Annotated in this window: 21 protein-coding genes and 1 pseudogene; 9 read left to right on the top strand and 13 right to left on the bottom strand. The window is 68.1% G+C overall.

The window, feature by feature from the left end; translation table 11 throughout:
- Nucleotides 1-62: 62 nt before the first annotated feature.
- Genes ACQPWU_RS55940 through ACQPWU_RS55920 form a run of 5 tightly spaced genes read left to right on the top strand, consistent with a single transcriptional unit; the run spans nt 63 to nt 5,629 of the window.
- The gene (locus tag ACQPWU_RS55940) at nt 63-1,220 is read left to right on the top strand and encodes a glycosyltransferase (RefSeq protein ID WP_433435248.1); all 1,158 of its coding nucleotides are present in this window, start codon (nt 63-65) and stop codon (nt 1,218-1,220) included.
- Nucleotides 1,217-2,170 carry an NAD-dependent epimerase/dehydratase family protein gene (locus ACQPWU_RS55935; RefSeq protein ID WP_433435247.1) on the top strand — a complete coding sequence of 318 codons (954 nt, stop codon included), beginning with the start codon at nt 1,217-1,219 and terminating at the stop codon, nt 2,168-2,170. The genes ACQPWU_RS55940 and ACQPWU_RS55935 overlap by 4 nt, the downstream gene beginning before the upstream one ends.
- A 45-nt stretch (nt 2,171-2,215) precedes the next feature.
- A complete protein-coding gene (locus tag ACQPWU_RS55930; protein ID WP_433435246.1) occupies nt 2,216-3,205 on the top strand; it encodes an NAD-dependent epimerase/dehydratase family protein in 990 nt (329 codons plus the stop codon).
- Between the two features lie 8 nt (nt 3,206-3,213).
- Nucleotides 3,214-4,242: a glycosyltransferase family 4 protein gene (locus tag ACQPWU_RS55925; RefSeq protein ID WP_433435245.1), complete on the top strand. Its 1,029-nt coding sequence runs from the start codon at nt 3,214-3,216 to the stop codon at nt 4,240-4,242.
- A gap of 4 nt (nt 4,243-4,246) precedes the next feature.
- The gene (locus ACQPWU_RS55920; protein WP_433435244.1) at nt 4,247-5,629 is read left to right on the top strand and encodes a polysaccharide biosynthesis tyrosine autokinase; all 1,383 of its coding nucleotides are present in this window, start codon (nt 4,247-4,249) and stop codon (nt 5,627-5,629) included.
- Here ACQPWU_RS55920 and ACQPWU_RS55915 read toward each other — a convergent pair.
- From ACQPWU_RS55915 to ACQPWU_RS55895, 5 genes and pseudogenes are all read right to left on the bottom strand, one after another.
- Complete coding sequence (locus ACQPWU_RS55915) at nt 5,610-6,182, bottom strand: hypothetical protein (RefSeq protein ID WP_433435243.1); 573 nt, start codon at nt 6,180-6,182, stop codon at nt 5,610-5,612. The two genes, ACQPWU_RS55920 and ACQPWU_RS55915, sit on opposite strands and share 20 nt — an antisense overlap.
- Nucleotides 6,183-6,244: 62 nt before the next feature.
- Nucleotides 6,245-7,918, bottom strand: coding sequence for a DUF4012 domain-containing protein (locus tag ACQPWU_RS55910; RefSeq protein WP_433435242.1), 1,674 nt, complete (start codon nt 7,916-7,918; stop codon nt 6,245-6,247).
- An 88-nt stretch (nt 7,919-8,006) separates the two neighbouring features.
- Nucleotides 8,007-8,516, bottom strand: coding sequence for a hypothetical protein (locus ACQPWU_RS55905; RefSeq protein WP_433435241.1), 510 nt, complete (start codon nt 8,514-8,516; stop codon nt 8,007-8,009).
- Between the two features lie 546 nt (nt 8,517-9,062).
- A complete protein-coding gene (locus ACQPWU_RS55900; protein ID WP_433445598.1) occupies nt 9,063-9,203 on the bottom strand; it encodes a hypothetical protein in 141 nt (46 codons plus the stop codon).
- Nucleotides 9,204-9,312: 109 nt separating this feature from the next.
- Nucleotides 9,313-9,444: pseudogene (locus ACQPWU_RS55895) on the bottom strand (PhzF family phenazine biosynthesis protein); the annotation flags it as partial.
- A 183-nt stretch (nt 9,445-9,627) separates the two neighbouring features.
- Here ACQPWU_RS55895 and ACQPWU_RS55890 point away from each other — a divergent pair.
- The gene (locus ACQPWU_RS55890) at nt 9,628-10,011 is read left to right on the top strand and encodes a cell division protein SepF (protein WP_433435240.1); all 384 of its coding nucleotides are present in this window, start codon (nt 9,628-9,630) and stop codon (nt 10,009-10,011) included.
- A gap of 27 nt (nt 10,012-10,038) precedes the next feature.
- Here the strand turns inward: ACQPWU_RS55890 and ACQPWU_RS55885 are convergent, their stop codons facing one another.
- From ACQPWU_RS55885 to ACQPWU_RS55865, 5 genes are all read right to left on the bottom strand, one after another.
- Nucleotides 10,039-11,370 carry a hypothetical protein gene (locus ACQPWU_RS55885; RefSeq protein ID WP_433435239.1) on the bottom strand — a complete coding sequence of 444 codons (1,332 nt, stop codon included), beginning with the start codon at nt 11,368-11,370 and terminating at the stop codon, nt 10,039-10,041.
- A gap of 113 nt (nt 11,371-11,483) precedes the next feature.
- Nucleotides 11,484-13,211 carry an arginine--tRNA ligase gene (argS, locus tag ACQPWU_RS55880; protein ID WP_433435238.1) on the bottom strand — a complete coding sequence of 576 codons (1,728 nt, stop codon included), beginning with the start codon at nt 13,209-13,211 and terminating at the stop codon, nt 11,484-11,486.
- Nucleotides 13,208-15,493: an HAD-IC family P-type ATPase gene (locus ACQPWU_RS55875; protein ID WP_433445536.1), complete on the bottom strand. Its 2,286-nt coding sequence runs from the start codon at nt 15,491-15,493 to the stop codon at nt 13,208-13,210. Before ACQPWU_RS55875 ends, argS begins: the two co-directional genes overlap by 4 nt.
- Before the next feature lie 49 nt (nt 15,494-15,542).
- On the bottom strand, nt 15,543-16,562 hold the full coding sequence (plsX, locus tag ACQPWU_RS55870) for a phosphate acyltransferase PlsX (protein ID WP_433435237.1): 1,020 nt from the start codon (nt 16,560-16,562) through the stop codon (nt 15,543-15,545).
- 478 nt (nt 16,563-17,040) lie between these two features.
- Nucleotides 17,041-17,598, bottom strand: coding sequence for a DUF1707 SHOCT-like domain-containing protein (locus ACQPWU_RS55865; protein ID WP_433435236.1), 558 nt, complete (start codon nt 17,596-17,598; stop codon nt 17,041-17,043).
- Between the two features lie 178 nt (nt 17,599-17,776).
- On the opposite strand from ACQPWU_RS55865, the gene ACQPWU_RS55860 reads away from it, so the two are divergent.
- Entirely contained in the window at nt 17,777-19,093 is a 1,317-nt protein-coding gene (locus tag ACQPWU_RS55860) for a KamA family radical SAM protein (RefSeq protein ID WP_433435235.1), read from the top strand.
- A 438-nt stretch (nt 19,094-19,531) separates the two neighbouring features.
- Complete coding sequence (locus tag ACQPWU_RS55855) at nt 19,532-20,560, top strand: hypothetical protein (RefSeq protein WP_433435234.1); 1,029 nt, start codon at nt 19,532-19,534, stop codon at nt 20,558-20,560.
- 979 nt (nt 20,561-21,539) lie between these two features.
- Here the strand turns inward: ACQPWU_RS55855 and ACQPWU_RS55850 are convergent.
- The 3 genes from ACQPWU_RS55850 to ACQPWU_RS55840 all read right to left on the bottom strand — a co-directional run bounded on the left by ACQPWU_RS55850 (nt 21,540) and on the right by ACQPWU_RS55840 (nt 23,957).
- Complete coding sequence (locus ACQPWU_RS55850) at nt 21,540-21,695, bottom strand: hypothetical protein (protein WP_433435233.1); 156 nt, start codon at nt 21,693-21,695, stop codon at nt 21,540-21,542.
- A 467-nt stretch (nt 21,696-22,162) separates the two neighbouring features.
- Nucleotides 22,163-23,029: an ABC transporter ATP-binding protein gene (locus tag ACQPWU_RS55845; protein ID WP_360688311.1), complete on the bottom strand. Its 867-nt coding sequence runs from the start codon at nt 23,027-23,029 to the stop codon at nt 22,163-22,165.
- A complete protein-coding gene (locus ACQPWU_RS55840; protein ID WP_433435232.1) occupies nt 23,022-23,957 on the bottom strand; it encodes an ABC transporter permease in 936 nt (311 codons plus the stop codon). The genes ACQPWU_RS55845 and ACQPWU_RS55840 overlap by 8 nt, the downstream gene beginning before the upstream one ends.
- A gap of 472 nt (nt 23,958-24,429) precedes the next feature.
- Between ACQPWU_RS55840 and ACQPWU_RS55835 the strand changes: the two genes are divergently transcribed.
- Complete coding sequence (locus ACQPWU_RS55835; protein WP_433435231.1) at nt 24,430-26,070, top strand: peptide ABC transporter substrate-binding protein; 1,641 nt, start codon at nt 24,430-24,432, stop codon at nt 26,068-26,070.
- Nucleotides 26,071-26,183 lie beyond the last annotated feature (113 nt).

Below are 26,183 nucleotides of genomic sequence, written 5' to 3'. Positions count from 1 at the left end.
GCGGAAGTGAGCCAGGACCGTCGTCGAGGAGCCGCATGAAGCCGGACAGTCGAATTCGCATCATGGAAGTGATCGCGCGGATGAACGTCGGCGGTCCCGCTACTCAGGTGCTCGGGCTCTCGCAACGGCTGAACACGAGGGAGTTCGACCACCGGCTCTACACCGGCCATGTCGACGACGAGGAGGGCGACCATCTGGGCCTGAAAGGCGCAGGTGTGCGCGTGCACCGGATTCCCGGCCTCGGCCGATCGATCAGACCCACCGACGACGCCCGCGTCCTGTTCCGGCTGGTGTCCGCGATGCGGGCCTTCCGCCCGCATGTCGTGCATACGCGTACCGCCAAGGCGGGCGCACTCGGGCGGGTGGCCGCGAAGTTGTCGGGCGTCGGAGCCGCCCAGGTTCACGTCTTTCACGGCCACCTGCTCAACGGCTATTTCACCGGTGCGAAACGGACGATTTATGTGCGTTCCGAGCGCCTGCTTGCGGCCATGTCGGATCGCCTGGTGACCGTGGGGGCCAAGGTCCGCGACGACCTTCTCCGTGCCAGGATCGGACGTCCTGAGCAGTATGTTGTGATCCCTCCCGGCGTCCGGCTGGGCCCGGTGCCGGATCGCGTGTCCGCCCGCCGGGCTCTCGACCTTCCGCTGAGCGCGCCCGTGGTGGCATTCGTCGGCCGGCTCACCCAGGTCAAGCGGCCCGATCGGTTCGTCGCCACGGCGCACAGGATTCTGGCGCGGGTGCCGGACTGCCGCTTCGTCATCTGCGGCGGCGGCGACCTCCTCGCCCGGCTGGAGCAGGACATCGCGCCGATACGGCACGCCTTCCATCTGGTCGGCTGGCGCAAGGACGTGGAGACCGTCTACGCCGCGGCCGACGTGGTCCTGCTGACCTCCGACAACGAAGGCACCCCGCTCACGCTCATCGAGGCGCAGATGGCCGGCACTCCCGTGGTCTCCACCCGCGTGGGCAGCGTCGCCGAGGTCGTCCAGGACGAGCGCACCGGGCTGCTCTCCTCGACCGACCCGGCCGAACTGGCGGAACAAACCGTACGAGTCATCTCGGACCCCCTGCTCGCGCGCCGGTTTGGCGAAGCTGCGCGCCACTGGTCAACCGCCTCGTTCGACGTGGACCGCCTCGTCGCGGACACCGAGGCCCTATATCGGTCACTGGGCGAGCCGCGCCGGGATCGTCGTGTCACCACAGGAGGGATCAACAGGTGAATGTACTCGTAACCGGCGGGGCCGGCTTCATCGGCGCGAACCTTTGCCGGGCGCTCGCCGCGCGGCCCGAGATCGACAACGTCACGGTGCTGGACGACCTGAGCAGCGGAGACCTCGCCAATCTCGACGGCGTCGCAGTGCGTTTCGTGCACGGCAGCATCCTGGACGCGGATCTGCTGACCGGCCTCGTCGCGGACGTCACAACGGTTGTGCACCTCGCGGCGCGCCCTTCGGTCCCCAGGTCGCTGGCGGATCCGCTGGCCACGCACGACATCAATGCCACAGGAACCCTGCGCGTCCTGGAGGCGTGCCGGGTGGCGAAGCCGCATGTGATCCTCGCGTCGTCGTCATCCGTCTACGGCGACTGCACGGAGCCGTACAAGCATGAAGAGCTGCCGACCAGACCGCTCAGTCCTTACGGCGTGAGCAAGCTGGCCACGGAGGCGTACGCGCTCGCGTATGCCTCCAGCTTCGGCCTGCCCGTGCTGCCGTTCCGCTTCTTCAACGTGTACGGCCCGCTCCAGGCCGCGAATCATGCCTACGCGGCGGTCATCCCGTCGTTCGTCTCCAAGGCCCTGGATGACCGTCCGGTGCCGATCTACGGTGACGGGCTCCAGGCGCGTGACTTCACCTACGTGGGGACGGTCACGCAGGTCATCTGCGACGCGGTCGTCCGCCGCGTGACGAGCGGGAAACCGGTCAATCTCGCGTTCGGTACCCGTACCTCCTTGCTGGAGCTCAAGGAGGTGCTCGCCTCGGTGCTGGGCAAGCCCATCGAGGCCGATTTCCTCCCGCCGCGGGCAGGCGACATCCGTGAGTCCCAGGCGTCCCCTCACCTGCTCAAGGAGCTGTTTCCCAGCGTGTATCCGATGTCGGTTGAAGACGGGCTCCGCCGGACGGTGGCCTGGTTCCAGACGGCGGTGGTCGCGAGTGCCGGCGTACCTGCCTGAGCCGCCGCCATCTCCGGCCATAGAACGCATTAGCGAGGAAACCCTGTGAGAAAAGCATCGAAGTCCACATATCTAATAACGGGCGGGAGCGGATTCGTCGGATCCCACCTGACCGACACCTTGATCGCCCGCGGTGACTCCGTCGTCATTCTCGACAACCTCTCGACCGGCAGGCTCGCCAACCTGCGGCCACACCCGAACATGCGCTTCGTCCAGGGCTCGATCCTGGACGAGCTGATCGTCGACGAGCTCGTCCACCAATGCGACGCCGTCGTCCATCTCGCCGCGGCCGTCGGCGTCAAGCTGATCGTCGAGCAGCCGCTGCGTTCCCTGACGACCAACATCCGGGGCTCGGAGATCGTCATCGAGGCCGCGCACCGGTATCGCAAGAAGATCCTCGTCGCCAGCACGAGCGAGGTCTACGGCAAGAACTCCTCTGGACCGCTCCAAGAGGACGCCGACCGCATCCTCGGCAGTACCGCGGTCGTCCGCTGGGCCTACAGCACCGCCAAGACGGTGGACGAGATCCTGGCCAACGCCTACCACAAGGAGCGTGGCCTGCCGGCGATCGTCGTCAGGCTCTTCAACACCGTGGGGCCGCGGCAGAGCCCCGCCTACGGCATGGTGATCCCTCGTCTGGTACGGCAGGCCCTGGCGGGGAACCCGCTCACCGTCTTCGGCGACGGCACCCAGACCCGCTGCTTCGCGCATGTCGCGGACGTGGTCGACGGACTGGTCCGGCTCCTCGACAACGAGGCGGCGGTCGGTCAGACCTTCAACATCGGATCGGGCAACGAGGTGAGCATTCTGGAGCTCGCCAAGCTGATCGTCGAGCACACCGGCTCCACGTCGGGGGTCGACCTGATTCCTTATCACGAGGCGTACCGGCAGGGCTTCGAGGACATGACCCGCAGGGTCCCGGACACCACCAAGATCCGCGAGCTCACCGGCTGGGCTCCACGGCACACGCTCGACGAGATCCTCAGCGAGATCGTCCAGGAGGCCCGCGAGGAGCTCGCGGCGGCCATGCGGTGAGCGGAACGGTGACGTTGGCCGCCGGCGCGGCGGCCTGCCTGCTCAGCGCCTCGACGGCCATCCCGCTGAAGCGCCTCGCGTTGCGATGGGGCCTCACGGACAGACCCGGCGGGCACAAGTCGCATGCCCGCCCCACCCCCTACCTGGGTGGCATCGCGATCCTGCTGGCCACGGTCCTGACCACGGCCGCCGCCACGGGCCTCGCCGACTGGAGGCTCACCGCCATGCTGCTGGCCGCCTCTGCGGTGGCCATGCTCGGGCTCATCGACGACGTCGGGTCGTTGCCGGCCGTCACCAGGCTGGTCGTGGAGACGGTGGTGACCACCGCCGTGGTGCTCGCCGGAATCAGGCTCACCGTGACAGGGGGATGGCCGGACATCCCGATCACGGTGATCTGGATCGTCCTGGTCACCAACTCCTTCAACCTTCTGGACAACATGGACGGTTCGCTCGGAGCGGTCAGCACCATCACGGCCGTCGTCCTGTCCGCCATGGCGTTTCTACAGGCGCGGCCGGTCTTGGGAATCTTCCTGGTGGTGCTCGCGGGCGCCGTGCTCGGCTTCCTCGTGCACAACTGGCCGCCCGCGCGGATGTTCATGGGGGATTCGGGATCGTTGTTCATCGGCTTCGCGCTCGCCTGCTCCGCGGTCGTCCTGGTCATGGGGCAGGGCCCTGACGTGGTGGCAGGAGGGTTGCTCCTGTGCACCTTCGTGGCGACGGTCGACACCGGGGTCGTCATCCTGTCCCGGATGCGGGCGGGCCGGTCACCGCTGGCGGGCGGCACCGATCACGTGTCGCACCGGCTGCGCAAACTGGGCCTCGACGCGCGTCTGGCCGCGGTCGTGCTGGGCCTCATCGCGGCGCTGACCTGTGCACTGTGCATGGCGATGATGCTCGGCAAGGTACCGCCGCTCATTGCGGCGCTGGTCGCGGGAGTGACCGCGATCGCATGCGTCTGCCTCCTGCAGGGCGTGAACGTCTACCCGCCACATCGTTCACTCGAGAACCCTCCACGAATCCGCGAAAGGCGGCGATGACCAGTTGGACCTGCTCCATTTCATACGACTGGCACGCAAGAACTGGGTGCTCATCCTGGCTTCGCTGATCATCTCGCTGGGCGCGGCGCTGGTGGTGACCGCCAACATGCCGCCCAAGTACGTGGCGACGATCACCATGCTGTTCTCCAGCCACGACAAGCACGGCGCCTTCTCGCCTGCCTACCAGGTGGGCACCCTGTCGCAGGGCGCGCAGTCCTATGCGAACCTGCTGACGAGCCGCAGCATGGTCAGCCGGATCACGACGGCCGAGGACGTCCCGCGCCTGCAGCAGAACATCACCGCTGAGGTCGTGCCAGGGACGGTGCTGCTGCGCGCGATGGTCAGTGATCGGGATCCCGTGCGGGCCGCCTCACTGGCCAACGCCCTGGGAGCCAAGTTCGCGCTCCTCATCGACCAGATCGAGCGGCCGACGCCCACCAGCCGGCCGACGGTCAAGGTCACCGTCGTCGACCAGGCAGAGGTCCCCACGGAGCCCGTCAGCCCCATGCCCGTGGTAAATGTCCTGGTAGGCATGCTGATCGCAGTGGTTGTCGCGTTCAGTTCGCTGATTCTGCGTGATCGGCTGGACACCACCATCAAGAGTCCGCACGAGCTGCAGCACACCTCGAAGAGCTCCACGCTGGGCATCATCGGCTACGAGCGCGCGGCCCGCCGCCACCCGCTGATCGTACGAACGCAGGGGCGCTCAAGCAGGGCCGAGGCGTTCCGCTCGCTACGCACCAACCTGCAGTTCATCGGGGTCGACAGGCAGCCCAAGTCGTTGGTGATCACCAGCTGCCTGCCGAACGAGGGCAAGTCCTCGACCTGTTCCAACCTCGCCATCACACTCGCGCAGGCGGGCTGGCGGGTTCTGCTCGTGGACAGTGACCTGCGCCGTCCACGCCTTCCCGACTACTTCGGGATCGAGGGCGCGGTCGGTCTGACGGACGTGCTCATCGGCAAGGCGCGGCTGGACGAGGTGATCCAGACGTGGGGCGAGCCGAAGCTCTTCGTGCTGCCCAGCGGCCAGATCCCGCCGAACCCAAGCGAACTGCTCGGCTCGCGCATCATGCGTGAGCTGCTCGACCAGCTAACCGACAGGTACGACATCGTGATCATCGATGCGCCGCCGCTGCTGCCCGTCACTGACGCCGCGACTCTCGCGGCTGTCTGCGACGGCGTGATGCTCGTCGCGAGGTACGGCAAGACGAGGCAGGAGCACATCGAGCGTGCCATGGAGCAACTGTCGTCCATCAACGCCAGGATCGTCGGCACCGTGCTCAACTTCGTCCCGGCGAAGGCGAGCAGGTACGACGGATACGGGTACGGCTACGGCCATTACGAGTCGGAGACGGCCAAGGAGACCGTCACGACGACGGCGGTTTGAGCAGCTCCAGCGGGACGGAGAGCGCCTTCGCGATGCTCCGTCCCGCCGCCCGGTAGGCCCACATCCAGCGCCCCATAGGGTCGGGGATGTCCGGCTGGTCCACCGTGACCAGGCCACGCAGCCCCTGCGCCTGCTCGACCAGCGCGCGGGCACGCCGTACAGCGTCGCGATGACGCGTGATCTCCTCGCGCTCCGCCGCCGCGGTGAGGGCGCCGAACTCGACGATCGTGAAGACGCGGGGCGCGGCCTGCAAGTGCCTCGTCACCGACTCCGCCCGGTGCGCCCTGGTGGCGGTCAGCACCAGATCGGCGCCGGCCAGCAACTCCGCGGTCAGCGGCTGGGAGACGAACCCGGCCGGGTCACCGCCGAGGCTTGTCAGAACCTGCTGAGCCCTCTCGGCCATCTCCACGCCGGGCTCGGCGTGGGTGCCCGCGCTCGTCACCAGGAACTGCGGGCCCAGAACCGACCGGGTCAGCCGCTCGGCCAGCGGAGAGCGGCACATGTTGCCCGTGCACACGAACAGGATGTGGAAGCGGGCCTCCCCTGACGTCATGGGCGTGACGATAGGGGGAACGAGCTCGGTGGGCCGTCGCGGCGCACCGGGCTTTACCTCTTCTAACGCTCGATGTCACGATCCACCGGAGTGCAGCTCCCGTCATGCAGGGTGAGCCTGGTCTGCTGCGGGCGAACCAGTGGCTGCACGGGGATCACCGGGGGAGCGGCTGAGGCGGGTTCCAGCATGTCGAACTCCAGCGTCCGGGTCCGCCTGGGGGCGAACTTGAGCACAGTGGAGTAGACGGGATGGGATCGTTCGACTTCCTTGATGATCGGTGCGGGCTTCCCGTCGATGCGCACGGCGCCGAGCTTGGCGCCGACCGCGGCGTAGAACGACACCCACACCAGGTTGGACCCGACAGCGGGGCGGTGTTTCCAGGCGTCGAGCCGGTCGGTGACGTACCTGGGCAGCTTCGCGCGCGGCACGTCGTTGCCGAGCCGGATCCGCACTCTCGTGGGCTGCTGCCCGTCACTGCGGCAGGTGCCCAGCTCGTAGTGGAGCGAGCGGTCCAGGTAGTAGTCGAGCTTGGTGCCGCCGGAGTTGTTGATCACGAGCCCGGCGAACGGCCCCGGCTCCTCCGGCAGCACGCCGCCGAACGGGGTGGCCGCGAGGCGTTGCTGTTCGGCGTCCCTGCGGCTCCAGATCTGCATCCTTCGCTCGTTCATCAGCTTCGACAAAATAGGGAACGCTGTCGCGGGATCCAGGCGTGCCCTGGTCATCGCCTCGCTCACCGTAGCCGCGACCGTGATGAGGAACCTCTTGCGCTCGACCGGATCGGAGTAGCGCGCGTAGGCCGCCCGCTCGGTGAGATCGACCACGTTCTCCGTGGTCACCGTCTCGCCGCTGGGGAGCTTGACGGGGCCGATCAGCTCCAGCAGATAGGACAGGCCGACCGGATCGGTCGCGATCGCGCCGTCCAGTTGCTGGCCGGTCTGGCGTCGCCACAGCCCGGTCCAGGTCGTCGCGGCGTAAGGGAAGTGGGGAGAGAGATTGGAATTGGACAGCAGGGAGACCGCGCTGGACCCGTAACGTGCGAGGAAGTCCGGGCCGTGATCGGCTACCTGGGCCGAGCCGGACTCCAGGCCGTTGTTGGGGGAGAGCCGCTGGATGCCGATGTGGCCGTCGCCGGCCTTCAGAATGCCGAACGCGCCGACCAGCCCTCCGGTTCCGCGTGCTTCGGCATTGGTCTGGAAGGCCAGGAAGTAGCGGCGCGGGCCATGGTGGCCCAGCATCGGGGGCAGCAGGGCCGCGGCGTCTTCGGCGGCGCCGAGCCAGCCGCCCAGTCGTTCGGCTTGGTCCAGAGCAGTGGCGCGGGCCTGGTCGATCTCCTCCATGCCGGTGTCGTCGGGGGTGGCCGCCAGGCGGGACCGCGTCAGATCGATGCGGTCGGAGGCGGAACGCAAGACCGGCGCGGCGGATTCAAGCCCGGCCAGCAGGGTCCCCATGTCGTCCATGGAGAGCCCTTTGGCCGTCATCAGCCCCGCGCCGGCCTGCTGGAGATCCGTCAGGGCACTCGTCAGCTCCGCCGCGGTCTCGGCCAGCCCGCGGACGGTCGTCGCGCCCTCTCCCACCACGGGAGTATGGGCGATCAACGACCAGTCCAGGCCGCTGGTGAGCCGGCGTGCCTCTGCCGCGTGCCGTTTCGCCTCCGCGAGCGTCACGGCGGCCCCCGCCGGGTCGCTCATACGGAGCCGGACCAGTGCGTCCCTGGTCGCCTGCAGGTGATCCCGCACGCTCAGACCCAGGTGCGCCGACCAACCTGCGGCCAGCGCGAGGCCTGCCGAGGAGCAGAGCAGACCTGCGACGACGCGCCGGCGTTTCTTACTTGGCACTGGCAGATCGGCGGCGCCGTACGGCGATGATCGTCCCCGCGGCCCCTATGATCAGCAGGCCTCCGCCCGCCGCGGCCAGAGTCGCCACGGGCGCGCCGGTGAACGGCAGCTCCTTGCCCACATGCTCCTCCTCCACCTGCTCCTCGGTACCGTGGAAGTTGTTGAAGAAACGACGCGGGGCGCGATCGTCGACCTCGACGTCCACATCGTTCTGGTTGCGTATGAACGAGTCGCTGTTGTCACGGTTGAAGTCGTCCTCCCTCTCCACCTCCCTCGGGTCGAACTCGAATTCCTCTTCCTCCACTTCTGAGGCGGTGGGCGAAGGCGGATACGGCGAGATGGTGGTGGGTGGGATCGTGGTTCGGGTGATTGTAGGCGCGGCCTGGCTGTACGCGGCAGTCGGCCCCGCAGTCCCGAACGCCAGTACGGCGCTCCCCAGTGCGAGTCCGCTCCCGAGCACTGCCGCGAGCAAAACAGGTTTCTTGATCTTCTCTGCCATTTCGGTCTCCCGTAGCGGTTCCTCGGCCAAGCGAACATTTCGCCCGGAATCTTGGCGACATGTTCGCTACGGAACCGTTATATGTGGTCAGCCGATGGATGCTCCTCCCCCCGTACGTTTCTTGCCAAATGGTCACTGAAGGTTCTCCGTACTTTGACGATCGGTTCGGATGTTGCGTTCGGGTGCCTTCGATGATGCCCTTGACCAGGGGAAACGTCGATTTGACGCGGTGGTGCGCGCGATGGGGCTTCGCGAGGCGACGTGTGCTTTCGTGCGTCAGCCCGGGTGTCCTTGCGACCCTTTATGTCGCGAATGCGGCGAGTTCCTACCACTCTCTGAAAAGAGCGAAAATTTCCCCCAAATGGGTCTATCTCACGCCTCCTCGGTCGCGTGCCTCACCCGAATGGGTGAGGTCGCCGTGGAGGTGGCTGGGGCAGGCCATGCGGCTGGGAGTCGCGCCCCGAGCATCTCCGTGCCGCTGAGCCGCTCCGTCCGGTAGGCGGCCATGGCGCAGCGCGCCGAGTCCCTCGGGCGGACCTTTTCGTCTTACTCGAGCTCCGCCAGCAGGTCGAGGCGGCCATTTCCGACCCGTACCGCAGTGGCGCCGAGCGCTTTCTCCAAGTCGGCGGGGCTCGCCGTCTTGGCCGGGAAATCGATGGCGATCCTGCCGTTCACCAGGCGATTCACGGGAAGCGAGCCACCCGCCATCCGGAATTCGAGCTGACCCGTAGCCGGGTCCACCGAATAAAGCACATGAGCGGTTGGAGCGTGACACATGCCTCGACGCCGGATCGCCGAGCAGGGCGGCGGTCCCGGAGAGGTTCGGCTCGGTGGCTATGCTCCCCGTCCAACGCTCAGTAATCGGAGAGGCCAGTGGGCAGACACCGGCGGGATTACCGTGGAAAGCTGTCTCTGTGATGGCGCTCACACTGAGAGGCGCGGGAGGCTCATGGCATCCAGGGGGTCGGATATCCAGCTGCAAGCGGGCTGCAAGCCGTACAAAATGGAATTAGGGCTGGGCGTGTCGCGTGGCGAATGCGGAATCGTCGGTTACCGTCCAATGAGTAGGGACGTGCCGATTACGGTGAGTTCCTGAAGAAAGGACAAGCCGATGGGGGCAGTGCGCAAGGTGGTGAGCTACCTTGGCCTGAGCGGGGTCGATCACTACGACGAAGGCTACGACGACGACGAGCACTACGAGGACGAGTACGTCCCCGCGACGGAGCGGGCCGCCAAGCGGTGGCGCGCGAACGTCGACTCGTCGCGCATTGTGATGATCCAGCCGCTCAAGTACAACGACGCGCCGTTGATCGGTCAGCACTTCCGTGAAGGGCAGACGGTGATCATGGACGTCTCGGGCATGGCGATGCCTGAGGCGACGAGGATGGTCGACTTCGCCGCCGGGCTGGCCTACGGGTGCGAGGGGCGGATCGAGCGCATCGCCGACCGCGTCTTCCTGCTCGCGCCCGCTCACGTGGAGATCGAGACCACCTGAGCGAGGCGCCGGCCTCAGGTCGGCCGGCTATGCAGCGCGCGGGCCGCGACGGATCAGCCGGGTAAGCTCGGTTGCGTCCTCCGCGGCCTGTTTCGCGCGCGTGTCCGCCTCCCGCGCATAGGAGTGCAGGGCCCACACCGCGCCCTCGGCCAACTCTCTCAGCTCGTTGACCTGCGCCGCCGCGTATCGCGCGTCGGTCTCGACGAGCTTGCGGCGCTGCCAGAGCTGCCAGCCGGCCAGGCCGATCATGGCCACGCCGGCGGCGGCGAGCAGATTGCTGGCGAACACCGCGCCGATGAGGCAGACGACCCCCGCCACGAGCAGCACCATGGCCGCCCACGGACGGGCGCGGGGCACGAAGCCGTCCGCGATGATCGCGCTCTCGGCGGCGGCGAGCGACGACGGCTCGGGCCCCTCGGGGAGCAGCTGGATGCGGTGGCCGAGCAGCACCACGGTGAGCGTGTCGGGCGGCGCGAGGCGGCTGTCGGCCTCGAGCTCCTCGGCCACGCCGCGCAGGATCGGCGCCGCCACGTGCAGAGCGATGGCGGCGAGGTGCGGGTCGGCGCCTGGGCGAAGGTCGTCGAGCAGGTACGTGCTGAGCGATGCCATCGGACCCGCCGGGCCGCCCGAGCCGATCAGGGAGCGCAGGACGGCGAGCGGCTCGTCCTCGGACCAGGTCGCGGCCGGGCTGCCGGTGCTGTTGTCGAGCGGGGCGGAGGCGTCGCGTTCGGTCTGCCTCGTGGAAGTGACCTCCGCGCACCGCCCGCGCAGCCTGGCCAGCCGGGCGGCCGCCACCGCGGGCCTGGCCAGCTCGGGGATCTCCGCCATCTCCGGGAAGTCGACCAGCGAGGGCGGGACGACGACCGACGGCTCGCCGGGCGCCAGCGCCTGCACCCACTGGTCAGGATCGGTGTGCTCCTGCACGGCCAGGGCGTCGAGCTTACGCAGCACGAAGATCTTGCCGGCGGGGCCGTACGCGCCTCTGGCGGCGGCCAGCCAGAGCGAGCGCTGGCCGTGGGAGACCGGCCGGTCGAGTGAGAGCTCGCCGAAGGCGGTGCCGAGCCAGGAGGCATGGATGCGGCTGCCCTGCCCGGACACCGCGAGTGCGAGGCAGAGGAAGAGCGCGGTCTGCTGCTGGTTGCGGCCGGCGGCCCTGCTGAGGGGCTCCAGCGGGTCCTCGCCTGCGAGGATGGCGACCAGCGCTTCGACGGCCGGAGGCAGCCAATAACCGGGTATGTCGCGAAAACGCGGTGCGGCCGGAGGCGCGGCGCCCTTGGCGGCGAGGTGCGCCAGCAGCGCCTCGGCGTAGCGATGCAACTCCGCGGCTGCTGGGGGACTCGCAGTCAGGTCCGTGCTCAAGGCAGAGAACTCCCCCATTTCGGCCTCTATTCATGACCGCACAGAAGCCTAGCCGTTCGGGCGCGCCAACCAGGTGGAGGCGCGCCCACAACGGATCTGGGGACTTTGAGTGGTTACATGCGCTCGGGGACCGGGACGCCCAGGAGGTCGAGCCCGGTCTCCAGCACACGCAGGGTGAGCGAGCAGAGGGCCAGGCGCTGCTTCCTGGTCTCCGGATCGACGCCCTCCTTGATCACCGGGCACTCGTCGTAGAACGTGCTGAACAGGCTGGCGGTCTGGAAGAGGAAGCTGCACAGCCGGTGCGGCTCGGACTCGGCTGTGACCTGGGAGACCAGCTCGGCGAAGCCCAGCACGTGGAGGCCCAGCGCGCGCTCGGCGGGCGCGGCCAGCACGATGGGCCCCGCCGCGTCGGCCGGGTCCACCCCCGCCTTACGGAAGATCGAGCGGATCCTGGCCGTCGCGTACTGCATGTAAGGGCCGGTGTTGCCGGTGAAGCCGAGCATCCGGTCGAAGTCGAAGACGTACTCGCTGTCGTGACTGACCGACAAATCGGCATATTTCACCGCGCCCATGCCGACGGCGTGCGCGATCTCCTTGGTGGTGGCCTCGTCGTAGCCCCGCTCGGCGATGGCGGCCGTGGCCCGGTCGATGGCCTCCTGGAGCAGGTCCATCAGCTTGACGGACTCGCCGGAGCGGGTCTTGAACCTGCGCCCGTCCTTGCCGAGCATCATGCCGATCTGGACGTGCTCGGCCGAGACCGAGTCGGGCAGCCAGCCCGCCAGCCGCGCCGCGGCGAACACCATCCGGAAGTGCAGCGCCTGATCGGCGCCCACGACGTAGAGCATGCGCTCGGCCTTCAGGTCGTGGACGCGGTAGCGGATCGCCGCCATGTCGGTGGTGGCGTACCCGTAGCCGCCGTCGCTCTTCCTGATGATGAGCGGCAGCGGCTTGTCGTCGGAGCCGGTGAAGCCGGGCGGGAAGACACAGAGCGCGCCCTCGCTGATCACCGCCGTCCCGGACGTCTCCAGGTCGTCGCACGTCTTCTGCAGCATGGGGTTGTACATGCTCTCGCCGGCGATGTCGGCGTCGGTCAGCGTCACACCGAGCACGCTGTAGATCTTGTTGAAGTAGCGGACGGTCGCGTCCATGAACACGTGCCAGAGCCGCAGCGTGTCAGGGTCGCCCGACTGCAGCGTGGTCACCCGCACCCGGGCACGCTGCCTGAACGCGTCGTCGCTGTCGAACTTGGCCCGCGCCGCCTGGTAGAACTCCGTGCCCTGGCCGGCCTCCAACTGCGCGACCGCGGCCTCCTCGCCTATGTCGAGCAGGTGCTCGATGAGCATGCCGAACGGCGTGCCCCAGTCGCCCAGGTGGTTCTGCCTGATCACGGTGTTGCCGAGGTGCTCGTGCAGGCGGGCCAGCGAGTCGCCCACGATCGTGGTGCGCAGGTGGCCGACGTGCATCTCCTTGGCCGCGTTGGGCGCGGAGTAGTCGACCACCACGGTCTGCGACGGCGTGATCGTGCCGACGCCGAGCCGGGGGTCGGCCAGCATCCGCGTGGCCTCGGACTCGATCCACGACTCGTCGAGCGTGATGTTGAGGAAACCGGGGCCGCTGACCTCGACCGTGCCGGGAAAGTCGGACAGCTCCGCCTTGATCGCCTCGGCGACCTCCCGCGGCGCCCGTCGCAGTCGCTTCGCCAGGCTCATCGCGACGTTCGCCTGGAAGTCGGCGAACTGGGACGGCCGGATCAGCGGGTCTGCGTCGGCGTGCTCGGAGCCGAACGCGCCGGCCAGCGCCTGCTGGACGCGCTCGGTGAGCATTATCTGCGGGTCGGTCATGTTCTAAGGGTACCGGCGACCTTGACAGCGACGCTTATCATTACCGCCGCCACGACCGAGATGCCGACGGCGGTCAGGCCGTTGCTGACGTCGCCGGGTTCGAGCGCGAAGAACTGCCTGACGAAGGGCATCGTCAGCCCGATCGCGAACGCCGCCGCCATGGCTCCGACCAGGGCGATCCGCCACCAGTTGAGCGGCCTGGCGATCAGCACGAGCACCCACCAGGTGGTGAGGAAGAGCGTGATCACCGCCGCCGACTGGTCCTCGACGAGGGTGGAGGTGCCGCTGTGCGCGGCCCAGAACGACAGCAGCACCGCCGCCGCACACAACACCCCTGCGGGTACGGCGAAGCGCAGCACCCTGGGGACGAAGCCGGGCTTCGAACGTTCGAGCGTGGGCGCGAGCGCGAGGAAGAGCGCGGGGACGCCGATGGTCAGGGCGTTCGTCAGGGTGGAGTGGCGGGGCGCGAACGGGAACATCACCCCGGCCACGCCGACCAGCAACGACAGCACGATCGCGTAGAACGTCTTGGTGAGGAACAGGTTGGAGACCCGTTCGATGTTGGCCAGCACCCGCCTGCCCTCGCCCACGACGTGCGGCAGCGTGGCGAACTTGTCGTCGAGCAGCACCACCTGCGCCACGGCCTTGGTGGCCGGGCTGCCCGCGCCCATCGCGATGCCCAGGTCGGCGTCCTTCAGCGCGAGCACGTCGTTGACGCCGTCGCCGGTCATGGCCACGGTGTGGCCCCGGGCCTGGAGCGCCCCGACGAACTGGCGCTTCTGCTGGGGGCTGACGCGGCCGAAGACGGCGTGGGAGTCGAGCAGCTCGCCCAGCTTGTCCGGGTCGTCATGGGGGAGTGCCCGCGCATCCATGGAACGGTGGGCGTCCGGGATCTCCAGGTCGGTGGCGATCGCGGAGACGGCGACCGGGTTGTCGCCGGAGATGACCTTGACCGTGACGCCCTGCCTGGCGAAGTAGCGGAGGGTCTCCCGGGCGTCGGGCCTGATGCGCTGCTTGAACGTGACGAGCGCCACCGGCTCCAGGCCCTTCGCTGCCGGAAGGGACTCGGCGCGGCACAGCGCGAGCACCCGGGTGCCGGTGGCGGCCAGCTCGGCGGCCTGGTCGTAGCCGTCACCGCCGTCGAGCAGCACGTCCGGGGCCCCGAGCACCCACGCGCCCTGCTCGCCGAAGTCGGCTCCGCTCCACTTGCGCGCCGAGGAGAACGGCACCGTCTCCCCGGCCGCCCACCCGTCTCCCGGGGCCGGGTAACGGGCCCGGACGGCCTCGGCGGTGGCGTTCGGCCGGCTGTCGAGGTGTGCCAGGGCGGCCAGCGCGTCCTCGACCGGCTGGCCGTCGCGCAGGGGCAGCACCTGGTCGAGCTCCATGCCACCGGCGGTGAGCGTGCCCGTCTTGTCCAGGCACAGCACGTCCACCCTGGCCAGCCCCTCGATCGCGGGCAGCTCCTGGACCAGGCACTTGTGCCGGCCGAGTCGTATGACGCCGACGGCGAACGCGATCGAGGTCATCAGCACCAGGCCCTCGGGGATCATGGTGACGATGCCCGCGACCGCGCCGGTGATCGCGGTGCCGAAGTCGGCGGAGTTCTTGAGCTGGCTGTAGATCAGCAGGGCGCCGATCGGGACGACCAGCCAGGTGATGTACTTGATGAAGTTCGCCACGCCCTCGCGCAGCTCGGAATGGGCGAGGTGAAACCTGCTCGCCTCTTCCGCCAGTTTCACGGCGTACGCGTCGGTGCCGACCCTCGTGGCCACGAACGACCCTGCCCCCGCCACCGCGAAGCTGCCCGACAGCACCTGGTCGCCCGGCCGCTTGTGCACGGGGTCGGCCTCGCCGGTCAGCAGCGACTCGTCCACCTCAAGCCCGTCGGACTCGACCACCTCGCCATCGACCAGCAGGCGGTCGCCGGGGCCCAATAAGACCAGGTCGCCCAGCACCACCTGGCGCGGCTGGACCTGCTGCTCCCGGCCGTCGCGCCGTACTCTGACCGGAGCCTCGTTGATCACCGCGAGCTTGTCGAGTGTGCGCTTGGCCCGTAACTCCTGAACGATCCCGATCAGCACGTTGGCCACGATGACCAGCCCGAACAGGCTGTCCTGCCACTCGCCGAAGATCAGGACCAGCGCCCAGAGCACACCGATGACCAGGTTGAACAGGGTGAAGACGTTCGCCCTGACGATCGCGCTCAGCGACCGGCTCGACCTGCGCGGAACATGGTTGGCCTTGGCCACCGCCGCCTGTGCCGAGGTGAGCCCGTGCACCATTGACTCCACATAGCCCCCTGTTTCTGTGGATCGGTGCCACCCTACGGGGTTACCAGAGCCTGTGGGAGCGGTGTGTGGCGCCCAGCTTGTCGCCGATTCGGGAGACGATTCCGGCCGCGGACAGGTCGGCCGCGAGCTTGCAGGCCGCGCTGATCCCTTCGGCCCTGGACGAGCCGTGGGCGATGACGACGGTGCCGTTCAGGCCGAGCAGCACGGCGCCCCCGTACGCCTCGGGGTCGAGGCGGCGGCGCAGCTCGCGGATGCGGGAGCGCTGCATGGCGGCGCCCAGCCTGGCCAGCCTGCTCTCGCTGACGACCTCCCTGAGCTCGGAGAACGCGAAACGGACCGCGCCTTCCATGGTCTTCAGCGCCACGTTCCCGGTGAACCCGTCGGTCGTGATCACGTCGGCCTTGCCTGCCAGCAGGTCGTGGCCCTCGACGTTGCCCGTGAAGTGAATGCCGGCGGAGGCCAGGAGGAGCTCGTGGGCGCGTTTGACGAGCTTGTTGCCCTTCTCGGCCTCACTGCCGATCGTGAGCAGGCCGACTCGGGGCGTCTCGATGCCGTACGCCAGCTCGGCGAAGGCCGTCCCAAGATGGGCGAACTGCACCAGCATCTCCGGCTTGGCCTCGGCGTTCGCGCCCGCGTCGATGAGCAGGGCGGGCTTGGGGAGGGTGGGGATGGCGACCGCTATGGCCGGTCTGAGCACGCCTTGCTGGCCTTTGAGGCGGAGCCTGCCGGTGGCCACGATCCCCGCCGTGGAGCCCGCGGACACGACCGCGGCGGCGTCGCCGCGGCGTACGAGGTGGCAGGCGACGGCGATGCTGGAGCGGGGCCGGCGCAGGCTGGCCAGCGCGCCCTCGTCCATGGCCAGGGCCTCCTCGGCCCGTACGATCGGGACTTCCTTGGTGGCGTCGTGGTCGGCGAGCGCCTCGTAGAGCACGCGAGGGGAGCCGACGAGCACGACGCGGAGGCCGCGCTCCCGCACGGCATGCACCGCTCCCGCCACGATCGCGTGTGGTGCGTGGTCGCCGCCCATGGCGTCGAGCGCGATGGGCCTGCTGTCGGACAATGATCACCTCGTACGGCATCGAGCCCGCCGCCACGGCATGGCCGGGACGCGGGCTCGGGGGTATGTCCGCATCGTAGGCAAGGCAGTAGCCAGGTTAACCGGCGGGTAGGCCCTGTTGGTTCCCCGCACGCCCCTTCCAGTCCCACTATGCGGCACACCGCCCGATTCGTCGCGCCGGCGGCCTCCGTTACGACGCCCGGCCCCACCGCCCATTCACCGCCGCACGGGTGGCCCCGCCACGCCGTCACGCGCGCGTCGCCGGGGACGCGCCATCGACGGGGGTCCGCTGTGGCGTCGCTCACGTGTCGGCGGGGACCGCTGCGCCATTGCCTGCGCTGCCATTCGGGCGTCGCCGCGGGCTGCTCGCCGTCGCAGCCCCGCCGGTCGCCCGTTGCGGTGGGTCACCCGTTACCGGGCCGCTCGCCGTTGGCGGGTGTGCGCTTCCGCGTGCCGGACAGCGCACACCGCGTCACGGCGGTCAGTGGAGGTTCCAGTCGTCCATCCCGCGCGACACGATCACCTTGGAGAACTTGGACGACCCCGTGACCCGGATCAACGGCCCGTCCGCCTCCGACCCGCCCGTCACGTTGCGCTTGCCGAACATCGAGCTGCCCTCGTCGATCACATGGGCGTTGCCGGGAACGCGCACGATCATCTTGCTGAACCACGCGTTCGTCTCGATGGTGATCTCGCGTCCGGGCAGCACCGCGTCCGACAGGTCGATGATGAGGGCGCCGAACCGGGCGGACAGCCGGGTGTTGCGGGACGCCACCCACCGCCCCTTGCGGACGATCTTGCTGAACTTCGAGTCGATGACCTGCTGCTCGATGGCAGTGGGCACGTTGGAAGCGGACACCTCGGGCAGATCCCGGGTGAGGGGGACGAGCTCGCTCATGGTCTTCGCCGTGTAGGCGACGTCCAGGCGGTCGGCGTGCTCGACGCTGGTGAGTCTTCCTGTCGCGAGCGCCTCGGCCAGGACCGCGGCCACGCGGTCTCGGTCGGCGTCTGAGGCGCGCAAGTCCGGATCGTGGGTCACGAAAAATCAGTGTATGCCGAATCGCGATATGTCGCGAGTGCCCGCAAACCTGAAGGAAAACTTGGAGACCAGTGGAACCGGTGACGCCGCTGGTAGCGTCCGGGTATTAAGAACCGTAGACGCGCGACGGGGTCGTGAGGTTTACATCCGATCGAACAAAAAAGATGGGAAAGGCCTAGTGATCTTGAACCAAGCAGGCACGCGACGCTTCAAGGCGTACACGTCCAAGCACCTTGACGAGCTCCTGAAGCGTGCGGGGCTCGGCGACGAGGAGCGGCTGAAGGTCCGCGCCGTCGCCACAGTGCTGCCGTTCCGGACCAACGCCTACGTCGTCGATGAACTCATAGATTGGTCGGCCGCGCCCGACGACCCCATCTACCGGCTTGTCTTCCCGCAGGAGGACATGCTGCCTGCTGCGGACGTCGCCCGGCTGGCAGACCTGCTCAAGGCCGAGGCGCCGAACGTCGAGATCCAGGCCGAGGCGAACCGAGTACGAGCGCAGCTCAACCCGCACCCCGCAGGCCAGAAGGAGCTCAACGTCCCGAAGATCGGGGACGAGCCGGTGCCTGGCATGCAGCACAAATATCCAGAGACCGTGCTGATCTTCCCCAAGCAGGGGCAGACCTGTCACGCGTACTGCACCTACTGCTTCAGATGGGCGCAGTTCGTCGGTGACGCGGACCTGAAGTTCGCCTCCGACGACATCGGCCAGATGGTGGCCTACATTCGCCGGCATCCCGAGGTCACGAGCGTCCTGATCACCGGCGGGGACGCGATGATCATGGGCGAGCCCGTCATCAGACGATATATCGAGCCATTGCTGGAACTGGAGCAACTGGAGTCGATCAGGATCGGCACCAAGGCGCTGGCCTACTGGCCGCAGCGCTTCACCACCGACCCCGACGCCGACGCCACGCTCGGGCTGTTCGAGGAGGTGGTGAACGCGGGCAAGAACCTCGCGTTCATGGCCCACTTCACGCACCCGCGCGAGCTGGAGTCGCCACTGGTCGAGTCGGCGGTCAAGCGCATCCTCGGCAGCGGGGCCACGATCAGGACCCAGGCGCCGCTGATCAGGTCCATCAACGACGACCCCGCCGTGTGGTCGCGCATGTGGCGGCGGCAACTGCGGATGGGGTTGATCCCTTATTACATGTTCGTCGAGCGTGACACCGGGCCTGCGGACTACTTCGCGGTGCCGCTGGCGCGCGCGTACGAGATCTTCAGGGACGCGTACTCGAGTGTCTCCGGGCTCTGCCGCACGGTCCGCGGTCCGTCGATGTCGGCCACGCCGGGCAAGGTGTGCGTCGACGGTGTGACCGAGATCGCGGGGGAGCAGGTGTTCATGCTCCACTTCATCCAGGCGCGCGACCCGTCGCTGGTCGGGCGGCCGTTCTTCGCGCGCTACGACCCGTCGGCGGTGTGGCTGACGGACCTGCGCCCGGCCTTCGCCGACCGTTTTCCGTTCGAGCCGGCGGGAGCCCTGCTGCCCGCCTGACCGCTCACGCGTCCACCGCGACCGCGACCGAGAAATCCGTGCCCCCGGCCCGTGACATTTGTTTTCGTCATCCCTTGTTCACGGGCCGCGGGGCACATGAATTTTCCGGCTCAAGGTCGCGTGTACGGGTCCGTGCTCGCGTGCTCGCGGCGCCGAAGCCGAGCGCGTGCAATATCAGAAACAAGACCCTCCTATTTCCCGTTTTGTCTCCCGCTCAACGCTCCCCCTCCACTCGGTAACCGGCCTGCAAACCCCAGTTACATGGGCATTCATGCGCCTGCGGCCGATCACAGCCAGTGATAGAACTGCTCGCGTAGCTCAGCCGTGACGGCACGCATCATGTGGTGCCCATAGCGCGCCCGCCGCGGCATTCGGAGGTTATCGATTCGCATTTTCACCTCATTAGAGCGCGATCGATCACGAGCCGGGAAGGCAACCATGAATCGACTAGTCAAGACGGCTGCCGCCGTCACAGCATTCGGCTTGGCGGCGGCTTTGGCCGTGCCAGCTCAAGCGGAAGTTCAATACGACACCGCCAGGCACGAGGGCTCGGGCGGGGGCACCACTGCGGGAATCCCGGTCGACGGCCTGCTGGGCGGCGTCGTCGGCGGGAGCCTGCTGAACGGCCTGCTGGGCGACGCCGCCCAGGCCAGGTCCGGTGCTCGCCCCGCGGGCCGGATGACGGAGGCCGAGCTGGACGCCGCACACGCGAACCGGCAGCAGCGCGTCACCCCGCCGAACGCGGCCGAGGACATCACACTCCACGGTGGTCCGCTGCCCGAGCTGTCGCCGATCACGAGCGGGCTCCCGCTCGGCGGAGGGGGCCTGACAGAGGCCCTGCCCGTACCGGCCCTGCCGGGCGCGGCACGGCTGGCGCAGCCCGCCGCGCCCTCGGTGAAGCCCGGCAAGCGCGGCAAGGGTCAGGCGGTGACCGGGAGCACGAGCCGGCGCGGCGCCTACGACGCGCTGACAGGCCTGCTCCACACGTCCCCCGGGGACGTGATGAACAAGGTCGGCAGCACCGCTCTCACCGGGGATGTGATGAACAAGGTCGGCAGCACCGCGTTGCTGCCGGGCGCGGGCTCCAGTGTCACGGACCTCAGCCGCACCGCGACCAAGACCATGAACAGCACCACCAAGGGCGTCGCCTCCCTGTCGGCCGAGAGCGTCGTGACCGGCCTCAGCGACGCGGCCAAGCGCGCGCTGCCGCACGTCAGGAGCGGCCGCCTGTCGCCGATGCTCGGGCAGGTCGCGCCCGCCGAGGTGGCGCCGGTCGTCGAGGCGCTGCCCGGGGCCACACAGGCCGCCTCCATGGACGGGGTCAACCCGCTCGTCGAGGACGCCACCGGCTTCGTATCCACCAACGGAACCAAGGCCACCAGCACGTACAGTGATGTGCTGGTGGCGCTTGGATGGACCACCGACGCGCTGACGAGCTCGGTGCGGGACTCCTGGAATCGCGACTAGACGCGATGCAGGCGCCAGAGCGGCGGCTCGCTGAGAGCCGGTGTGACGGTTCGCGGGTGTCCTAGGTGCCGACACCCGGGGACCGGCCGGGCCGGCTACGACGCGGCCCCGTTCACGCGCCCCAGCTGTTCCTGACGACATCCTTTCCCTTTCCCGGGGATCCAGCGCCGACGTCGGCGTCCGGCTGTATGGCGGTCCGCACGGCAATGTGCGTCCGTGCACGGCGGTCGGAACGGCCTGTCCGGGGTCATCTGCACGGTGGCCGGCATGGTGATCTGTCCGGGGTCATCTGCACGTGGCCGGCACGATGATCTGTCCAGGGCCATCTTCACGGTGGTCCGCGCGCGTCCGTTGGTGCCAGTCTGCGCGCGTCCATCCTGGTGAGGCAGGCTTGACGCGGCAGGTCTGTGCCGACGTGGGGCGTGGCGGTCCGAGTGCCGCGGGTCCGGTGCGGCAGGTCTGTGCCGTTGCCGCGACGTGGCGGTCCGTGTGCCGTTCGTTCTGGTGCTGGAAGCCTGGTGCCGCCGTTCCGGTGCGGCAGGTCGGCGGGGCCGATTGGGAGATGTCGTCGCACTGACGCGGCAGGCCGACGGGCGCTCACAGGTGCCGGACGCCCGAGGCACTGACGCGCGTGGGTTGTGAGACCCCGCGAAAGCGAGTGGTCTCCATGACGGGCCTGGGCGGACGCGCCCGCGCCCTGGCTCGTGCACTGCGCCGCTTACTGCAGGGCGGCGGCGCCGCACGAGCCCCGCCGCCGGCCCCGTTCTTGTTGGGGTCGGCGGCCTTTTACTGAGCTTGTCGAGTGTGGTGCAGCGCCGTGCGTGCTCGCCGCCGCTTTCAAACCCCCATCTTGTACGGCTGCGCACGGTGGGCGCCACCCGCCGCACGTGGCCGAGGGCCTCCAGGGTGACGCTCGCTGACCCGCACATGGCCGGCCGCCGTCACGCCGCCTTCTTGACGACCCGCTCCCTCAAGCCGGCTACGGCAGGCGGACGCCGGTGCGGCGGGCTATCTGGGCCTGCAGTCTGGCCATCTGCCAGTGCAGCTCCAGCAGTTGCTCGGCGAGCCGCGTCCGGGGGATCTCGGACACGTCCTCGGTGGCCAGGTGGTCGATCGCGGTCGAAAGCTCCACCATCGCGCGCTCCCACTCCATCAGCGACCCTCGGATCGAATTGACGTTCGAATCCTATCGGAACGCCAGGCTCGCTGTCAGTCATTTGTCACAGTGGTCTCCCCTGTGTTTCGCACAAGAGATCGAACTGCCGGGAGGTCGGACTTCTGCTGAGGCCTGGGAGGAGTGGTGGTGTTCAGGTCCTCGGCGGCGGCTGAGTGGAGGCGTCCGGCCCTTTGATGGCGCGAGACGTGGCGCGGGGTGGTGGTTCTCGCCTACGGCCGGCGTCGGACCGGGTGCGGGGTCGTGGCACTCACCTGCCCGGCAGCGTCGGACCGGGTGCGAGGTGACGGTGTACACGTACCGGGCGGCGTCGGACCGGGTGCGGATGGCCGAGGGCAGATTCCCGGCGTGTCGGGCGTGGCCGCCGGACTCTGGCTCGTGCGTCCCGAGGTGACGACACCCCGGGAAGGACGCCGGAGGGGCAGGGGTCAGCCCTTGTTGTAGGCGGCGATGACTTCCTTCGGGTCGCCGTCCATCTTGATCTTGCCCTTGTGCAGCCAGATGACGCGGTTGCAGGTCTCCTCGATGACCTTGAGGTCGTGGGCCACGAGGAAGACCGTGCCGGCGGACTCGCGGATCTGGCGGATGCGCTCCTCGCTCTTCTTGCGGAACTCGCGGTCGCCCGTCGCCAGGGCCTCGTCGATGAGGAGGACGTCGTGGGTCTTGGCCGAGGAGATGGCGAAGCGGAGGCGGGCGCCCATGCCGGAGGAGTAGGTGGACATGGGCAGCTGGACGAACTCGTCGATGCCGGAGAAGTCGACGATCTCCTGGTACTTCTCGCGAACCTCGGCAGGCGTCATGCCCATGGCGTAACAGCCGAGGATGATGTTGCGCTCGCCGGTCAGCTCGCGCATGAGAGCCGCGTTGACGCCGAGCAGCGAGGGCTGGCCGTCGGTGTAGACGGCGCCCTCGTGCGGGGGGAGGAGGCCCGCGATGGCCCGCAGCAGCGTGGACTTGCCCGAGCCGTTGCGGCCCACGATGCCGATGGCGTCGCCGTGGTAGGCCACGAACGTGACGCCCTTGACCGCGTGGACCTCCTTCATCTGCGGCCGGCCCTGGCGCTTGAGGAGGCGCGTGAGGGCGTTGACCGCGTTGCCCTTCTCGGCGTCCGAGGCCGCGCCGTAGACGCGGTAGACGATGTGGAGGTCGTCGACGATGACGGTCGGAGTGCCCGTGGGGACGTCGAGCGGCGACTTGCCCTGGGGCTCCGGATTGGGATGCACTCTCACATCCTTGCCGGGGACGGCGGGCTTCTCGCCCTTCACCTGTGACAGCTCCTTGGTCAGTTCAGCCACGCCCGTACCTCTCCTCGGACCGCCAGAAGTACCAGAAGCCGAAGCCAAGCGCGAACACCGCCCAGAATACGCAAGACACCAACACCATCGTCGGGGGGTGGTGGCCGAACTTCGTATTGTGGGTCGAGATGAGGATCTCCCGCATCCATTCGATGAAGGAAGCGGTGGGGTTGAGATACATCACGTCGGCGACCCACTGGGGCAGCTTGGCGGAGGACACCACCTTGTCCTGGATGGAAAAGAAGACGCCTGAGGCGTAGAGCCAGAAGCGGGTGATGAACGGCAGCAACTGGTTGAGATCGCGCATCTGGGCGCCGAGCCGGGCGACGACCAGGCCGACACCCACGTTGAACATCGTCTGGAGCAGCAGCACCACCGGGACCATGAGCCAGAACCAGGTGGGCCATTCACCGGTGATCGTGACGATGACGAGGAGCACGCCCATGGAGATGGCGAGCTGCTGCAGCTCCTGGATCGCGTAGGCGAGCGGCAGGGACGCCCTGGGGAAGTGCAGGGCCCGGATCATCGAGAGGTTGCCCGAGATCGACTTGGCGCCGGTGGTGACGGTCCGCTGCGTGTAGGTGAAGACGAACATCCCGGTCAGCAGGAAGGCCGGGTAGTTCTGGATGCCGTTCTTGCCGCCCAGGATGACGCCGAACATCACGTAGTAGATCGCCGCGTTCAGCAGGGGGGTCAGCACCTGCCACAGCTGGCCGAGGGCCGAGCTGGAGTACTTCGAGACGTTGCGCGACGTCGCGTACGTGAGGATGAAGTGTCGCCGCTCCCATAGCTGGCGTAGGTAGACACCGAACCTCGGCCGCGCGATGGCACGGCGAAGCCCGTATCTCTGGGCGAGCTTGGCCAGCGGCTCCTGCCCGCTTCGGCCGCCCGCCTGGGCGTCCGCGACAGCGGATTCCGGCTGGCTCATGGCAAGGACTCTATTGGATCCAGGTCAGTGGGGTGCCTGTCACGCGGGTTGGCGACAGTCAGTTGGACGGAGTCTTACGACGCCGGGTTCCCAAGGTGCCGTCAAGACCTGCTCAACCGTAGCCCAGCGGGCCGGGGTGTGGTGGGAAGGGCGCGGCCACTCTCCTGTAGGGGGTAATTTTCATCGACTGTTCACGTCCAGGCCGTGCCAGTTACGGGGTGTTTGTACGGTTTAATGCTTCTTGCGACGAATGTCTGTGACGCTGGATTGGCGCACGTGTGACCGAACTGCAACGCGCCAGAGACTCCCTGGTGGCAAGTAGTAAGGGATAGTCGCGAACGACTGGCAGGGCGTCGGCTGGTTTGACCATGTCAGCCAAACCCGGGGGGATACCAGGACCCCCCGTCAGGCTGCTCACGATCACCGCAGCTCAGCGCTTACGCCCACCTGTAGAGGGAGGAATTCTTTCACCATGCGTGTTACTAAGGGCGCACAGATCGTCGCCGGTACCGCGCTGCTCGCCCTCGCGGTTGCCGCGTGTGGCGGCGGTGCCTCTGACAGTGGCGGCGGCACTGCCGCCGGCGGCGGCGAAACGCCGGTCCGCATGGAGATCGGTGAGCCCCAGGAGCTCCTGGTTCCGCCGAACACGACCGAGACCGAAGGTTCCGAGGTCCTCGCCGCTGTGTTCTCGCCGCTCGTGAGCTACGACGAGAACAAGCAGCCAGTCGAGGAGGCTGCCGAGTCGATCAGCACGTCGGACAGCAAGGTCTGGACGATCAAGCTCAAGTCCGGCTACACGTGGCACGACGGCACGCCGGTGACCGCCGCGGACTACGCCCGCGCGTGGAACTTCGCCGCCAACCAGGACAACGCCATGGCCTCGTCCTACTTCTTCGGCCGCGTCGACGGCTACGCCGACGTGCACCCGGGTGAGGGCAAGACGCCGACGGCCAAGGAGATGAAGGGCCTCAAGGTCGTCGACGACCTCACGCTCGAGGTCACGCTCACGGCGCCGTTCTCGCAGTTCAAGACGATGCTCGGCTACACCGCCTTCTACCCGCTGCCGAAGTCGGCCTTCGGCCCCGACGGCAAGGTGACCCAGGCCTACGGCGAGCAGCCGATCGGCCAGGGCGCGTTCAAGGTGGACAAGCCCTACAAGAAGGGCACCGACCAGACCATCGACATGACGGTCTACGACAAGTTCCCGGGTGCCAAGCCGAAGAACTGGAAGAAGCTCCAGTTCAAGGTCTACACCAGCGCCGAGACCGCGTACAACGACCTTCAGGCCGAGAACCTCGATGTCGACGACTCGCTGCCGGCCTCGGCGATCGCCAGCGCCAAGGCCGCGCTGGGCGACCGCTACTTCGACGAGCCCGACGCCGCGGTCGGCTACATCGGCGTGCCGCTGAAGTACAACCCGGACTTCAAGAACCCGGACGTCCGCAAGGCCATCTCGCTGGCCATCGACAGGAAGACCATCACCGAGACGGTCTTCTCCGGCACCCGCGCGCCCGCCGACGACTTCATCAACCCGGCCATCCCCGGTTACCGCCAGGGCGCCTGCACCGCGTGCACGTACAACCCGGCCGAGGCCAAGAAGCTGTACGACGCGGCCAAGGGCCCCAAGACCATCGAGCTGGGCTACAACGCCGACGGTGGCCACAAGGAGTGGATCGAGGCGGTCGCCAACAACCTCCGCGCCAACCTGGGCATCGAGGTCACGCCGAAGCCGTTCGAGAAGTTCCAGGGCATCCTGGACGCCTTGGACGCCAAGGAGTACAAGGGCCTGTTCCGTATGGGCTGGTCCATCGACTACCCGTCGGCTGAGAACTACCTGACCCCGATCTTCGGCACCGGCTCCATCGGCACCGGCTCCAACTACGGTGGCTACTCCAACAAGGAGTTCGACGACCTGGTGGCCAAGGGTGACCAGGCCGCCGACCCCGCCGAGGGGCTGAAGTTCTACCAGCAGGCGGACGACATCCTGGTCAAGGACCTTCCGTACATCCCGGTTTACTTCTACCGGAGCAACTTCGGGCACTCCACCAAGGTCAAGAATGTCAAGCTCAACCTGCTCAACCAGGTTCAATGGGCGGACATAGAGAAGGCCTGACGTCATTCGCGAAGTGGGCGGCTCTTGCCGCCCACTCGCAGGAGGGCTGAGCTTGGAGGCAGCCACCCGAGCCGGGTGAACCATGGGCTCCGGGGGGCTGCCTCCAAGCTATG

This window comes from Nonomuraea sp. CA-141351 (genome assembly GCF_050944675.1).
In the GTDB taxonomy this organism is placed as follows: Bacteria; Actinomycetota; Actinomycetes; order Streptosporangiales; family Streptosporangiaceae; genus Nonomuraea.
The sequence above is the reverse complement of the archived record's forward strand: the minus strand, read 5'-3'. Positions and strand labels throughout refer to the sequence as shown.